This is a genomic window from Serratia aquatilis (genome assembly GCF_044865145.1).
In the GTDB taxonomy this organism is placed as follows: Bacteria; Pseudomonadota; Gammaproteobacteria; order Enterobacterales; family Enterobacteriaceae; genus Chania; species Chania aquatilis.
This window is the reverse complement of record NZ_CP173186.1, coordinates 2,919,816-2,933,698: the sequence shown is the minus strand read 5'-3', so window position 1 is coordinate 2,933,698 and position 13,883 is coordinate 2,919,816. Positions and strand designations below refer to the sequence as shown.

At 50.6% G+C, this 13,883-nt stretch carries 13 protein-coding genes and 1 tRNA gene; 7 read left to right on the top strand and 7 right to left on the bottom strand.

What is annotated here, in order from left to right; all coding sequences use genetic code 11:
* Nucleotides 1-161: 161 nt before the first annotated feature.
* Nucleotides 162-1,253 (bottom strand): redox-regulated ATPase YchF, encoded by a 1,092-nt coding sequence (ychF, locus tag SAQUA_RS13245; protein WP_380675631.1) that lies wholly within the window; start codon nucleotides 1,251-1,253, stop codon nucleotides 162-164.
* A gap of 765 nt (nucleotides 1,254-2,018) precedes the next feature.
* On the bottom strand, nucleotides 2,019-2,609 hold the full coding sequence (pth, locus tag SAQUA_RS13240) for an aminoacyl-tRNA hydrolase (protein ID WP_380675629.1): 591 nt from the start codon (nucleotides 2,607-2,609) through the stop codon (nucleotides 2,019-2,021).
* A gap of 297 nt (nucleotides 2,610-2,906) precedes the next feature.
* Here pth and ychH point away from each other — a divergent pair, with 297 nt between their 5' ends.
* A complete protein-coding gene (gene ychH, locus SAQUA_RS13235; protein WP_380675627.1) occupies nucleotides 2,907-3,185 on the top strand; it encodes a stress-induced protein YchH in 279 nt (92 codons plus the stop codon).
* A 226-nt stretch (nucleotides 3,186-3,411) separates the two neighbouring features.
* Here the strand turns inward: ychH and prs are convergent, their stop codons facing one another.
* From prs to lolB, 3 genes are all read right to left on the bottom strand, one after another.
* Entirely contained in the window at nucleotides 3,412-4,359 is a 948-nt protein-coding gene (prs, locus tag SAQUA_RS13230; protein ID WP_095996084.1) for a ribose-phosphate diphosphokinase, read from the bottom strand.
* 175 nt (nucleotides 4,360-4,534) lie between these two features.
* Nucleotides 4,535-5,401: a 4-(cytidine 5'-diphospho)-2-C-methyl-D-erythritol kinase gene (gene ispE / locus SAQUA_RS13225; RefSeq protein WP_380675624.1), complete on the bottom strand. Its 867-nt coding sequence runs from the start codon at nucleotides 5,399-5,401 to the stop codon at nucleotides 4,535-4,537.
* On the bottom strand, nucleotides 5,398-6,021 hold the full coding sequence (gene lolB / locus SAQUA_RS13220; protein ID WP_380675621.1) for a lipoprotein insertase outer membrane protein LolB: 624 nt from the start codon (nucleotides 6,019-6,021) through the stop codon (nucleotides 5,398-5,400). Before lolB ends, ispE begins: the two co-directional genes overlap by 4 nt.
* Nucleotides 6,022-6,253: 232 nt before the next feature.
* Between lolB and hemA the strand changes: the two genes are divergently transcribed.
* From hemA to kdsA, 6 genes are read left to right on the top strand one after another with little or no spacing between them, the layout of a single operon-like run.
* On the top strand, nucleotides 6,254-7,516 hold the full coding sequence (hemA, locus tag SAQUA_RS13215) for a glutamyl-tRNA reductase (RefSeq protein ID WP_380675619.1): 1,263 nt from the start codon (nucleotides 6,254-6,256) through the stop codon (nucleotides 7,514-7,516).
* Nucleotides 7,517-7,548: 32 nt separating this feature from the next.
* On the top strand, nucleotides 7,549-8,634 hold the full coding sequence (gene prfA / locus SAQUA_RS13210) for a peptide chain release factor 1 (protein ID WP_380675617.1): 1,086 nt from the start codon (nucleotides 7,549-7,551) through the stop codon (nucleotides 8,632-8,634).
* On the top strand, nucleotides 8,634-9,464 hold the full coding sequence (prmC, locus tag SAQUA_RS13205) for a peptide chain release factor N(5)-glutamine methyltransferase (protein ID WP_380675615.1): 831 nt from the start codon (nucleotides 8,634-8,636) through the stop codon (nucleotides 9,462-9,464). The genes prfA and prmC overlap by 1 nt, the downstream gene beginning before the upstream one ends.
* A gap of 20 nt (nucleotides 9,465-9,484) precedes the next feature.
* On the top strand, nucleotides 9,485-9,883 hold the full coding sequence (locus tag SAQUA_RS13200) for a SirB2 family protein (RefSeq protein WP_380675613.1): 399 nt from the start codon (nucleotides 9,485-9,487) through the stop codon (nucleotides 9,881-9,883).
* Nucleotides 9,880-10,689, top strand: a complete 810-nt coding sequence (gene sirB1 / locus SAQUA_RS13195) for an invasion regulator SirB1 (RefSeq protein ID WP_380675611.1) — start codon at nucleotides 9,880-9,882, stop codon at nucleotides 10,687-10,689. The genes SAQUA_RS13200 and sirB1 overlap by 4 nt, the downstream gene beginning before the upstream one ends.
* A 34-nt stretch (nucleotides 10,690-10,723) precedes the next feature.
* Nucleotides 10,724-11,578, top strand: coding sequence for a 3-deoxy-8-phosphooctulonate synthase (kdsA, locus tag SAQUA_RS13190; RefSeq protein WP_380675609.1), 855 nt, complete (start codon nucleotides 10,724-10,726; stop codon nucleotides 11,576-11,578).
* Nucleotides 11,579-11,791: 213 nt separating this feature from the next.
* Here kdsA and dauA read toward each other — a convergent pair whose 3' ends face one another.
* Both dauA and SAQUA_RS13180 read right to left on the bottom strand, forming a co-directional pair.
* Entirely contained in the window at nucleotides 11,792-13,483 is a 1,692-nt protein-coding gene (gene dauA, locus SAQUA_RS13185) for a C4-dicarboxylic acid transporter DauA (RefSeq protein ID WP_380675607.1), read from the bottom strand.
* A gap of 307 nt (nucleotides 13,484-13,790) precedes the next feature.
* Nucleotides 13,791-13,880, bottom strand: a tRNA-Ser gene (locus SAQUA_RS13180).
* Nucleotides 13,881-13,883: the final 3 nt, after the last annotated feature.

Here is a 13,883-nt window from a genome sequence, read left to right as displayed (position 1 = left end):
CGTCGCCCTTCAAGCTGCATGGGTGTTGGCTGCCTTACTCGCTCAGTTGCCGCCTGCATGCAACTTGAAGTATGACGAGTATAAGATGCAATTGCATGACTTCTGAATGGTTGCATGGCCTCTACAAAAATCGTGAGAGGCCATGCGACGTGCAAAATGACTTAGACGTTGAACAAGAAATTCATCACATCGCCATCTTTAACGATGTAATCTTTTCCTTCTGAGCGCATTTTCCCTGCTTCTTTGGCACCTTGCTCACCTTTGTAGGTGATGAAGTCTTCAAAGGAGATAGTCTGCGCGCGGATAAAGCCTTTTTCGAAGTCGGTGTGGATTTTACCAGCCGCTTGTGGCGCTGTTGCACCAACAGGGATTGTCCAGGCGCGGACTTCTTTCACACCAGCGGTGAAGTAGGTCTGCAGATTCAGCAATTCGTAACCGGCACGGATCACGCGGTTTAAACCCGGCTCTTCCAGACCCAGCTCTGCCATAAATTCTGCGCGATCTTCATCTTCCAGTTCTGCAATGTCGGACTCGACCGCAGCACAAACAGCGACCACCACTGAACCTTCTGCCGCGGCAATCTCACGCACTACATCCAGATATGGGTTATTTTCGAAACCGTCTTCGTTGACGTTTGCGATGTACATGGTTGGCTTCAGTGTAAGGAAGCTCAAGTAGCGAATAGCGGCTTTATCTTCTGCAGTGAGGTCCAACGCACGAAGCATACCGGCGTTTTCCAACTGCGGCAGGCATTTCTCCAGCGCGGCAAGTTCTGCTTTCGCGTCTTTATCACCGCCTTTGGCTTTCTTCTGGACGCGATGAATCGCGCGCTCGCAAGTCTCTAGATCAGACAGTGCCAACTCGGTGTTGATCACTTCAATATCGTCCGCCGGGTCTACTTTATTATTCACGTGGATAATATTGTCGTTCTCGAAGCAGCGGACCACATGGCCAATAGCTTCGGTTTCACGGATATTGGTCAGGAACTGGTTGCCAAGGCCCTCGCCTTTCGAGGCACCTTTAACTAACCCAGCAATATCAACAAATTCCATAGTAGTAGGCAAGATTCGCTGGGGTTTGACGATCTCGGCTAACTGCTCCAGCCGTGAGTCTGGCATTGGTACCACGCCGGTATTAGGTTCAATAGTGCAGAACGGGAAGTTGGCTGCTTCAATACCCGCTTTGGTCAACGCGTTGAACAGGGTGGATTTGCCAACGTTAGGCAGACCGACGATACCGCATTTGAATCCCATGTTTATGTCACCTTAAATATCTTAACTATCAGTAAGTTAATGTTAACCTACTGCATAGAGGGCAAATTTTTCGTATCATTATACACGGAACCAGCGATTTTCTCGATCTGCCCGTGGCATCGCGTGTTTCTTAACCTGCCTTTTTAACTCTCGTTGCTTACAACATGCAAATGACTTCTTTGCCAAAGTGATTACTTTTGCTGGTAATAACCACATTATTATTAGGTTAATTGGGTTATTAATGACCAAAATGACCCATGTGAGATTAATCTAATGCTGAGTCATAATAGTGATAATTACTTTTTGAGGAGTTAGCTTTATGGAGTTATCTTATATTGTTGGTTTTTTTTAACTCAAATATAAGGAACATCCCAACCGAATTTAATTATTTTAGGGTAAATGATAACAAAATTATCTAGAGGTATTGCTGGCGCTATTTTTTTAAGATAGCATTCTTCTATTATTTTCTGAGTGATTTTTTAGTAGGGAAGTTTATTCTTTGAATGGAGTCTATGAGTTTTCTGCTCCGGTGCTATTATTTATCTCTGTGATTTCTTTTATTATTCATTTTCGCAATGAACGTAAAAAGACCTTAATCGTAAGGCCTATTAACGTGAGGAAAAACAAGGTAAAAGTGGACAAGGTTATAACTATTCCGCTGCAGACTGCTGAACAAGATACACCTGCGTGCCAGCACAATAAGCTGTGCCATTTCTGCCCGGTGAAAAAATTCGGCTAAGCAAAATTTTTTGCTTAGCCTGGCAATCAGTTACCGGCTTTAAAGGCATGTAAACGGTTCATTGCTTTTACCATGCCTTCCTTTAACAAAATCTCTGTGCAACGTATTGATTCATCAACTGCATCATCAATCAGCGTTTGTTCTGCTGATGGCGGTTTACCCAAGACAAATCCCACAACTCTGTTTTTGTCACCAGGGTGACCAATGCCGATCCTCAAGCGGTAAAAGTTCGGAGTATTTCCCAACTTGTTCTGGATATCTTTCAAACCATTATGGCCCCCGTTGCTTCCCCCCAACTTCAGTTTGGCTACACCTGGCGGCAGATCCAGCTCATCGTGAGCTACCAGGATCTCTTCCGGCAGGATGCGGTAAAAGGTTGCCATCGCAGCAACGGCTTTACCACTCAAGTTCATAAATGTAGTAGGGACTAATAGCCGTACATCGTTGCCAGCCAAATTCAGGCGCGCTGTGTAGCCGAAGAATTTACTCTCTTCCTTCAGCGGCTGGTTGTGGCGCTGTGCCAGCAAGTCTACATACCATGCACCAGCATTGTGCCTTGTATTGGCATACTCTGCGCCTGGGTTTGCCAGGCCAACAATCAATTTGATACTGCTCACTGGGTGATTCACTTTGGTCGAGGTAATAGAAAGGGCACTAGTTTACCTGCCGATGGGAGGAATGACAAAAGCCTAACAGCGAGCGTGCTTGGCAGCGGAAAATCAGAAAACATTAAAAAAATATTTCAATTTGTTCGCTAATATTTAGCAAGGTGTAAAGATTTGTCAGTGTTTCTTTACCATTTGTGATCCCTTGCTCAATACCCATGCGGTATTCATGCCTATACTTGGTTTAACAAAGTGGGTTAACGAGTTAGCTGTTATCCCTCTTTTGGCGCAAAGCACTATGGGGGACTTATGAAACGTAAAAGTGCAGATCTGATAGGCAACGTGTTAATGGGATTGGGCATGGTAGTTATGGTTGGAGGTGTAGGATACTCCATTCTGACTGAAGTATCACAATTCAACTTGCCACAGTTTTTTGCTCACGGTGCCATTATGAGTATTTTTATTGGCGCCTTGCTTTGGCTGGTTGGTGCACGTATTGGTGGGCGTGAGCAGGTTGCGGATCGCTACTGGTGGGTTAAACATTTCGATAAACGTTGCCGGAATAACCCGTATCGCTCACAGCATTAATCAATAGCGCCAAACGGATTGTGGCGTGTAACAGCAAGGATACGCTTACGTACTAAGGTTTGAGGTTATGTTCCACGACAAGTAAAAAACCCGTTGTTGCTAATGCTTCAACGGGTTTTTTGTTTTCTGCGACGCCAGCTTGTGTAGCAAAATAGAACGCAAGCGGGGCTCAAGCAAGCTGACAGTAACGGGCTGGTGCAGCGATTAACCGCACCAGCCAGGCAGATTAATGTTCAAACATTGCAGAAATTGACTCTTCGTTGCTGATACGGCGGATGGCTTCAGCCAACATACCGGACAAGGTCAGAGTACGGACATTTTTCAGCGCTTTGATTTCCGCCGATAACGGAATGGTGTCGCAGACGATCACTTCATCAATGACAGAGTGCTTAATGTTTTCCACCGCGTTACCGGAAAAGATCGGATGCGTCGCGTAGGCAAATACGCGCTTGGCACCGCGCTCTTTCAGCGCTTCTGCAGCTTTACACAAAGTACCACCGGTATCGATCATGTCATCGACCAGCACACAGTCACGGCCTGCTACATCGCCGATGATGTGCATCACCTGAGAAACGTTTGCGCGTGGGCGACGTTTATCAATGATAGCCATGTCGGTATCATTCAGCAGTTTGGCAATAGCACGAGCACGAACTACGCCACCGATATCGGGAGAAACCACAATCGGGTTTACCAGGTTCTGTTGCAGCATGTCTTCCAGCAGGATTGGGCTACCGAACACGTTATCTACTGGAACATCGAAGAAGCCTTGAATCTGTTCAGCATGCAGATCCACCGTCAATACGCGGTCAACCCCCACACTGGAGAGGAAATCGGCAACAACTTTGGCAGTGATTGGCACACGAGCGGAACGCACACGGCGATCCTGTCGGGCATAACCGAAGTAAGGGATAACAGCAGTAATACGGCCAGCGGAGGCGCGACGCAGGGCATCAACCATAACAACCAGTTCCATCAGGTTATCGTTGGTGGGTGCACAGGTGGACTGGATGATGAAAATATCACCGCCGCGTACATTTTCGTTGATTTGCACGCTCACTTCGCCGTCGCTAAAACGACCTACAGCGGCGTCACCAAGGCTGGTGTACAAACGGTTGGCAATACGTTGTGCTAGTTCCGGGGTGGCGTTACCAGCAAAAAGCTTCATATCAGGCACGAGAAGAACCTCAGGCATGCGTCCAGAGAAGATATTGTCATACGGCCTTCGCCAAGGGGCAGTTGGCCAACGCCGACGCAATATACATACGGGTATGTAAAACTAATATTGAACCGCAGGCAGCGCTGAGATGTCTGGGCCAGATGTGAATGGTCCCATACAGCGAAACGTTGAGTTACGGCTCAAACTGCCCAGAACGTATGCGATGTAGTGGAGAGACGTTAACGCCTCGCGCTACAAATCCTCGCAACCACGACGGGGCTTGATTTAACACCTGAAGGGCAGCGGGCTCGGAGTCGAATTCAGCAAACACACAAGCACCTGTGCCAGTCAGGCGTGACGGCGCGTATTGTAACAGCCATGAAAGAAGCTGTTCAACCTCGCGAAAACGTTTTCTTGCGATTGGTTCGCAATCATTTGCGTAAGGAGCCTGCAACAGCACGCTCAGCGGGCGAATCGGGGTATCCCTTTTTAATTCTTTATCAGCAAAAATTACCGGCGTAGGGATGCTGATGCCAGGATGAGCGACCAAATACCACTTTTCAGCCGGACTGGCCGGTTGCAACTGCTCACCGATCCCTTCAGCAAAGGCGGCATGCCCACGGATAAATACCGGAACATCGGCACCAAGGGTAAGCCCCATTTCTGCCAGTTGATCGTCACTGAGGCCGCATTGCCAAAGTTCGTTCAGCGCTACCAGCACCGTGGCGGCGTTAGATGACCCACCACCGAGGCCGCCGCCCATTGGCAAACGCTTCTCTATGCTGATGTCTGCGCCACGCGGAAGTGTGGCAATCCCGTGTTCTAAACAGTAGCGTTGCAACAGACGAGCGGCTCGCACAATCAGGTTCTGTTCGTCAGGCACGCCTGCGACTGGGGTCGATAACTGAATACTATCATCCTGGCGAGGGTGAATAGTAAGCGTGTCGCCGTAATCAAGGAACTGGAAAAGCGTTTGTAACTGATGGTAGCCGTCTGCACGGCGGCCAGTGATGTAAAGAAACAGATTAAGTTTTGCCGGTGAGGGCCACTGGTGGGTCATTTAAGCGTCCAGTTATCCATTTTTAGCTTGATGCGTTGCTCACCCTGTTGCAGCTCAAGACGGCTGGGCAAAGGGGGCATCAGGTCGGTATTGTAATCCTGATAGGTCACCGTCCAGGTCAGATCGCCTTGCTGATAGGTCAGTTTGCTCAGACGATAGCGATCGTCGAGGCTGAAATCGGTGGCATCACCAGGCAGGCCGAGCATCCACTGGCGTAGATTATTCAGCGGTATTGCCATTCCGGTCAGTTTGCGGATCATCAATTCAGGATCATCGCTGACATAACGCTTACCCTGGTTATCGGTCAGATGAACCACGCTCTTCTGCACGTTCAGCTCTAATTCAGTGCTGCCCAGCGGGTTGGTCAACAGCAGGCGGTAACGCTCTGGTGCGAATTGCTGCCAGAAGAAGCGGGCATAAACTTTCTTTTCATCGGACAGGTAGGCAAAGGCGCCACGGGTCTGATACTGCTCAAGTTTCTGCACGGCCTGCTCGTGAGCACGCCACTGAGGCGAGGTCGGGCTGGTTGCCGGACCACTCGGTTTATTGAGGGTACACGCAGCCAGAAGCAGGCTGGCCAAGGGGATTAGGCGAAGCAAATTCACATTGCGGGTCGGCATAACTTTTTGTTGTCCTTTTGTCCTTGCGGGCACGTTCGGAGAAAACTTTTTCAGCGCTCACGCTAGCGGTGGAACGCCACAACGTCAATAATGTTATTCAACAGATGGTGTCAAGAAAATAACTATATCAGTGATTGTGTGGAACATGCCGTTGTTACTTTTATTGATCTCGTGCATCAAGTAGAATGCCGATCAATGAGAACCCGTACCAAGAGAAGTATTACTTGAAGCAATGACCCTTCTGGCGTTAGGTATTAATCACAAAACTGCTCCGGTTTCTCTGCGAGAACGTGTCACCTTCTCTCCGGAGTCGATCGATAAAGCGCTGAATAGCTTGCTCCAACAGCCAATGGTGCAGGGCGGCGTAGTGTTGTCTACCTGTAACCGTACTGAGTTATATCTCAGTGTTGAACGGCACGGTGACATCCGTGAGCGGCTGGTTGCCTGGTTATGTGATTATCATCACCTGCGCCCGGAAGAAGTCAGCAAGAGTCTCTATTGGCACCAAGGCAACGATGCTGTCAGTCATTTAATGCGCGTTGCCAGCGGGCTGGACTCTTTGGTACTTGGGGAGCCCCAAATCCTCGGTCAGGTGAAGAAAGCTTTTGCCGAGTCACAGCGTGGTCAGTCACTTTCCGGTGAGTTGGAGCGTCTGTTTCAAAAGTCATTCTCTGTAGCCAAGCGTGTGCGTTCCGAAACTGAAATCGGTGCCAACGCGGTGTCTGTAGCCTTTGCTGCCTGTACGCTAGCCCGTCAGATTTTCGAATCTCTCTCTGAACTCAACGTTCTGCTGGTGGGCGCGGGGGAAACGATAGAATTGGTGGCTCGGCATCTGCGCGAGCATAATGTGCAGCACATGATCATCGCCAACCGCACTCGCGAACGCGCTCAACTGTTAGCCAAAGAGGTGGGGGCAGAGGTGATCACGCTGCCTGAGATCGACGAACGCCTGGCGGATGCCGATATCATTATCAGCTCCACTGCCAGTCCGTTGCCAATTATCGGCAAGGGCATGGTAGAACGCGCATTGAAAGCACGACGCAACCAGCCCATGTTGCTGGTGGATATTGCCGTTCCGCGCGATATAGAGCCTGAAGTTGGTAACCTGCCAAACGCCTATCTGTACAGTGTGGACGATTTGCATGCGATTATTCAGAGTAATCTGGCGCAGCGCAAGGCGGCGGCTGTGCAGGCTGAATCGATCGTCCAGCAAGAAAGCAGCAATTTCATGACCTGGCTGCGCTCACAGGGCGCGACAGAAGTCATCCGCGACTACCGTTCCCAGGCCAACGAAATCCGTGCGGAAATGGAATCGAAAGCGATTGCCGCCATTGCGCAAGGTGCCAACGTGGAACAAGTGATCCATGAGCTGGCTTATAAACTGACCAATCGTCTTATTCATGCCCCTACCAAATCCCTCCAGCAAGCTGCCGGCGATGGCGACATGGAGCGGTTACAAATTTTACGCGACAGCCTCGGGCTGGATCAGCATTAGTTATCTTTTACTTACAGGGTTTAAAACCACGCATGAAGTCTTCTATTGTTGCCAAACTGGAAGCGTTACAAGAGCGTCATGAGGAAGTTCAGGCATTACTCGGTGATGCCGGTGTTATTGCCGATCAGGATCGGTTTCGTGCCTTGTCGCGCGAATATGCTCAGTTGACGGATGTTAGCCGCTGTTTTCTGGAATGGCGCCGGGTGCAGGAAGACCTCGCGACGGCAGAAATGATGCTGGATGACCCTGAAATGCGTGAAATGGCGCAAGAAGAACTGAAACAGTCGAAAGCGGCGACAGAAGAACTGGAACAGCAACTGCAAGTATTGCTGCTACCCAAAGATCCTGATGATGAGCGGGGTTGCTTCCTGGAAGTGCGAGCCGGGACTGGCGGTGACGAAGCGGCGATTTTTGCTGGCGATCTGTTCCGTATGTACAGCCGTTACGCTGAAACCCGCCGTTGGCGCGTTGAGATAATGAGTGCCAACGAAGGCGAACACGGTGGTTACAAAGAGGTGATCGCCAAGGTTTCTGGTGAGGGCGTTTACGGCCAGTTGAAGTTTGAATCCGGTGGGCATCGGGTGCAGCGTGTGCCGGAGACCGAATCTCAGGGGCGTATTCACACCTCTGCTTGTACGGTGGCGGTGATGCCGGAAGTGCCTGAGGCGGAAATGCCTGATATCAATCCAGGCGATCTGAAAATCGATACATTCCGTTCATCCGGGGCGGGTGGGCAACACGTTAACACCACTGACTCGGCGATCCGCATCACCCACTTACCGACTGGCATTGTGGTTGAGTGCCAGGATGAACGTTCGCAGCACAAGAATAAAGCCAAGGCGATGTCAGTTCTGGGGGCGCGTATCCGTGCCGCCGAAATGGCGAAACGCCAACAGGAAGAAGCCTCTACGCGCCGTAACCTGTTAGGCAGCGGTGACCGTTCCGACCGCAACCGCACCTATAACTTCCCGCAAGGCCGAGTTACCGACCACCGCATCAACCTGACGCTCTATCGGTTGGATGAAGTAATGGAAGGGAAATTGGATATGTTGATCCAGCCGATCGTGCAGGAATATCAAGCCGACCAGTTGGCCGCACTGTCTGCCGAGCCTGAGTAATGGATTGTCAAACCTGGCTGAAAACCGCTGCATTGCGCCTTGCGCAGAGTGAAAGCGCCAAACGCGATGCGGAGATCCTGCTGGGCTTCGTTACTGGCCGAACCAGGACTTTCCTGCTGGCATTCGGTGAAACTCTTCTGACACCGATGCAAATAGAGCAGCTTGATGCTCTATTGGCTCGTCGCGAGCGTGGTGAGCCTATGGCCTATCTGGTGGGAGAGCGTGAGTTCTGGTCTCTGCCGCTGTCGGTTTCTCCTGCCACATTGATCCCACGTCCAGATACTGAATGTCTGGTTGAACTGGCCTTGGCCCGCTTACCCGAGGCACCCTGCGCCATTCTGGATCTGGGTACTGGCACCGGTGCCATTGCTTTGGCTTTGGCCAGTGAACGGCCCGATTGTCAGGTGACAGGTATCGATCTACAAGCTGATGCCGTGATGTTGGCTCGATATAATGCGCAGAAATTGGCGATTGGTAATGCACACTTCAAGCAAGGTGACTGGTTTACGCCAGTGGCTGGGCAAAAATTTACACTGATTGTCAGCAACCCTCCGTATATTGATCCAGCTGATCCCCATCTGGCGCAGGGCGATGTGCGTTTTGAGCCTAGTAGCGCATTGATTGCTGCCGATAACGGCTTGGCTGATCTGGCGACAATCGTGCAACAGGCGTCAGGCTTTTTGCTGCCGCAGGGCTGGTTGCTGCTTGAGCATGGGTGGCAACAGGGTGAAAATGTGCGAACGTTATTGAATAAAGCAGGATTTAACGCAGTTGAAACCCACCGTGACTACGGTAGCAATGAACGTGTGACGCTAGGTCAAAAAGCATAATAAACAATAAGGAAGCTGCCATGGCCGCCTATACGGTTCTAAAAAACCTACATTTATTAACGGTTTTTATCAGTATTACATTGTTTATACTGCGTTTTTTCTGGAAGTGGCGTGATTCCCCAATGATGCAGAAGCGCTGGGTCAAGATAACCCCCCATGTTAATGATACAGTGCTGTTGGTCAGTGGTGCGGCTTTGGTGGTGATGCTCAAACTATATCCACTCTTTGGCATGGATTCCTGGCTGACCGAGAAATTGTTTGGCGTTATCATCTATATCCTGCTGGGCTATGTCGCATTAGGCAAGAAAACGCAAAACTGGGCTGCACGTACCTGGGCATTTGTTCTGGCTCTGGGTTGCTTGTATCTGATAATTAAACTTGCCACGACGAAAATACCGTTTTTGATGGGATACCTATGAGTAGCATTGCTGATTTCGAATTTAACGCATCCCTCCTGAGTGAAGGCGTGATCCTGGTATCGCAGGCTATCCGGCGTGATTTCCCGGTGGCTGAAGTGGAGCGCAAGTTACAGCTCCTGTCAGAAGAGGCACGTGCCACGATCTCTGACGATCTCAATCAGGAAGATCAATTGGATGCCCTCATCGTTTTATTCTTTAAAACCTGGGGGTTTGGTGGGGCCAGCGGGGTTTATCGGCTTTCTGACGCTATCTGGTTGGATAAAGTACTGGACTCTCGTCAAGGTACCCCGGTCTCATTGGGAACTATTTTCCTGCATATTGCTCATCATCTGGATTTGCCGCTGATGCCTGTGATTTTTCCAACACAGTTGATACTGCGTGGCGACTGGTTGGATGAAGAGATGTGGCTGATCAACCCGTTGAACGGTGAAACGCTGAACGAGCATCAGCTAGAGGTTTGGCTGAAGGGTAATCTGGGGTTGGGTGCGGAACTGGAAGATGGCGATCTGGATGAGTCAGAAAACATTCTGGTGGTGCGCAAAATGTTGGACACCTTGAAAGCCACGCTGATGGAAGAAAAGCAGATGGAGTTGGCCTTGCGAACCAGCGAAGCGGTGTTGAGTTTTGACCCGGATGATCCTTATGAAATCCGTGACCGTGGGCTGATTTATGCGCAGTTAGAGTGCAATCATATTGCTATTTCCGACCTTAACTATTTTGTTGAGCAGTGCCCTGAAGATCCGGTCAGTGAAGTGATAAAAATTCAAATCCATTCGATTGAGCTGAAACAGGTCACGCTGCATTAATTAATTTTGATTTATCTTCAACTAAGGCGAAAGCATGAAACAGAAAGTGGTTAGCATTGGTGACATCAACGTAGCGAACGATCTGCCGTTTGTGCTGTTTGGCGGTATGAACGTACTTGAGTCACGCGATTTGGCGATGCGCATTTGCGAACACTACGTTACCGTGACGCAGAAACTGGGCATACCTTACGTTTTCAAAGCCTCTTTTGATAAAGCCAACCGCTCTTCCATCCACTCCTATCGTGGGCCGGGTCTGGAAGAAGGAATGAAAATTTTCCAGGAAATCAAAAGCACCTTTGGTGTGAAGGTGATCACCGACGTGCACGAAGTGGCACAGGCGAAGCCGGTTTCTGAAGTGGTCGATGTGATCCAGTTGCCTGCTTTCCTGGCGCGGCAGACCGACCTGGTGGAAGCGATGGCCAAGACCGGCGCGGTGATCAACGTTAAAAAACCACAGTTTGTCAGCCCCGGTCAGATGGGCAACATCGTTGATAAATTCAAAGAAGGTGGTAACGATCAGGTTATCCTGTGCGATCGTGGTAGCAACTTCGGCTATGACAACCTGGTAGTGGACATGCTGGGGATTAACGTGATGAAAAATGTCACAGGTGGCCACCCGGTGATTTTTGACGTCACCCATGCATTGCAGACGCGTGATCCTTTTGGTGCCGCTTCCGGTGGCCGCCGCGCTCAGGTAACCGAGCTGGCTCGCGCAGGCATGGCAGTAGGTTTGGCAGGGCTGTTTATCGAGGCCCATCCAGAACCTAACAGCGCCAAGTGTGATGGCCCTTCAGCATTACCGCTGGACAAGCTGGAACCTTTCTTGAAGCAAATGAAAGCGATTGATGATCTGGTGAAAAGCTTCCCAGAACTGGATACCAGCAATTAAGTTGATTGCTAACTGAAAAGGCCCGGCAAATATGCCGGACCTTTGAGATTAATGACAAAGTCGCCTTCTGACCCAAGATACCCGGGCATAGCGCACCGAGGGGCGCTCCGACGGCTTACGCCGTTACGACCCCATCTGCACGCTCTCCCTAATAACGGGGTTTATCAGCAGTCTGAAAGGCCCGGCAAAATATGCCGGGCCTTTTTGATCTGCTTAACTGGCATCCAATGCGGCCAGTGCGTCTGGCAGGGTGGGATAGAAATGCAATCGACTCTCGATCGGTTTCATGCGCGCGCGCGCCAGAGTTTTTAACGGTTGGAAGGGGATATCGGTTATTACTAGCTGTTTATCGGCTGGCAGCGCCTCAATATAGCGTTGCAGGGCGTTCAAGCCACCTGCATCCAATACTGGTACGGCGTCCCACTGCAGCACGATAGTGTGATAGTCCTCACCACGAAACAGAAGCTCGTTAAAAATACGCTCTGCGGCAGCGAAGAACAGCGGTCCGTTTACACGGATGACCAGGCGGCCATTCTCGGCACTCAACTCACTGAGCCGCGTCATGAGTGCAATACGGCGCATAAATAGCAGCGAAGCCAATACAATCCCCACGGTAATCGCGATCACCATGTCAAACATCACGGTCAGTGACATACACAACAGCATGACCAGAATGTCATCCTTTGGCGCGCAGCGGAGCAAATAAATGACCTTATGCGCTTCACTCATATTCCATGCCACTAACAGCAACAGCGATGCCATGGCTGCCAGCGGGAGATAAGAAAGCCACGGAGCAAGCACCAACAGTGCCAACAGAACCAACAGTGAATGGATGATGGCCGATACCGGCGAAGTCGCGCCAGCCCGCACGTTAGCCGCTGAACGGGCAATGGCTGCCGTTGCGGTGATCCCACCGAAGAAGGGAGCGATAATATTACCCGCACCCTGACCAATCAATTCGGCATTGGAGTGGTGTTTTTTGCCCGTCATTCCATCCAGCACCACGGCGCAAAGCAGCGACTCAATAGCACCCAGCATGGCCATGGAAAATGCAGCGGGCAGCAGGGCCGAAAGCATATGCCAGCTTAATTCCATCGGTTTGCCATCAGCGGCAGGCAGGTTCCAGGGCAGTACCCATTGTGGAAGGATCGGTGGGATCCCTTGACCAATGGAGCCATCGGCCAGTTGAAAGCTGTAACGTGAACCGATAGTAGCTACCTGATGGTCGAACATCGCCAGAATGGCCATTACCGCAGTCCCGGCCAGTAGCGCGGGCAGGTGCCCAGGAACGCGCAGCCCCAATTTTGGCCACACCAGTAAGATCAGCAACGTGACCGCACCAATCAGCGTATCACCAAAGTCCAGGGTCGGGAGCGCGTGAAACAGTGCATTGACTTTACCGACGTAAGTTTCTGGAACTTCGGCCAGATGCAATCCAAAGAAATCCTTCACCTGCATGGTAGCGATGGTGATCGCAATACCAGAGGTAAAACCCAGCGTGACGGAAAGTGGGATGTATTCAATCAGGCGGCCAAACCGAGCCAGGCCCATAATTACCAGGAACAACCCGGAAAGCATGGTTGCTATCAGTAGGCCGGAAAGCCCAAACTGTTGCGATACAGGGTACAGGATCACCACAAAGGCTGCCGTAGGGCCGGAAACGCTAAAACGTGAGCCCCCGCTGACGGCTATCACTATGCCGGCAATCGCTGAAGTGTAGAGGCCATATTGCGGTGGAACGCCACTGGCAATTGCCAGTGCCATCGCCAGTGGGATGGCGATAATACCAACGGTAACGCCAGCAATGGCATCTTTCAGCAAGCGTTGGAGTGAATAAGGTTCCCGCCAGCAGGCGTCTATCAGGGCGCTGAAGGGGCGAATCCCGTTAATTTGGTGCGTTTTCATCTATGTTGCAAACCAGATCCAGAAAAGAGAAAGGAATGGCGGGCCAGATGAGGTCCGTCTCGAATAGCTGACGGTTACAATACGCCTTTATTTGGGTAGATATCTAGATTTGTATCAATGCAGGGAAGATTGATTGTCGTTGGCGTTAGCCCTCGGAGTCGCGACCTCGAAAGCTTGCCCTAAGACAATCAGCAATGGAAAAGTGGTGTTTTTACCGCTTAGGTGACTGATGAGCAGTGATCGGGCGATAAAATGCACACATGCAACAAAAAAGCCTGAACTTGCGTTCAGGCTTTTTTGTTAAATTTGGCGGTGAGAGAGGGGTTCGAACCCTCGATACGCTTACGCGTATACACACTTTCCAGGCGTGCTCCTTCAGCCACTCAGACACCTCACCGTA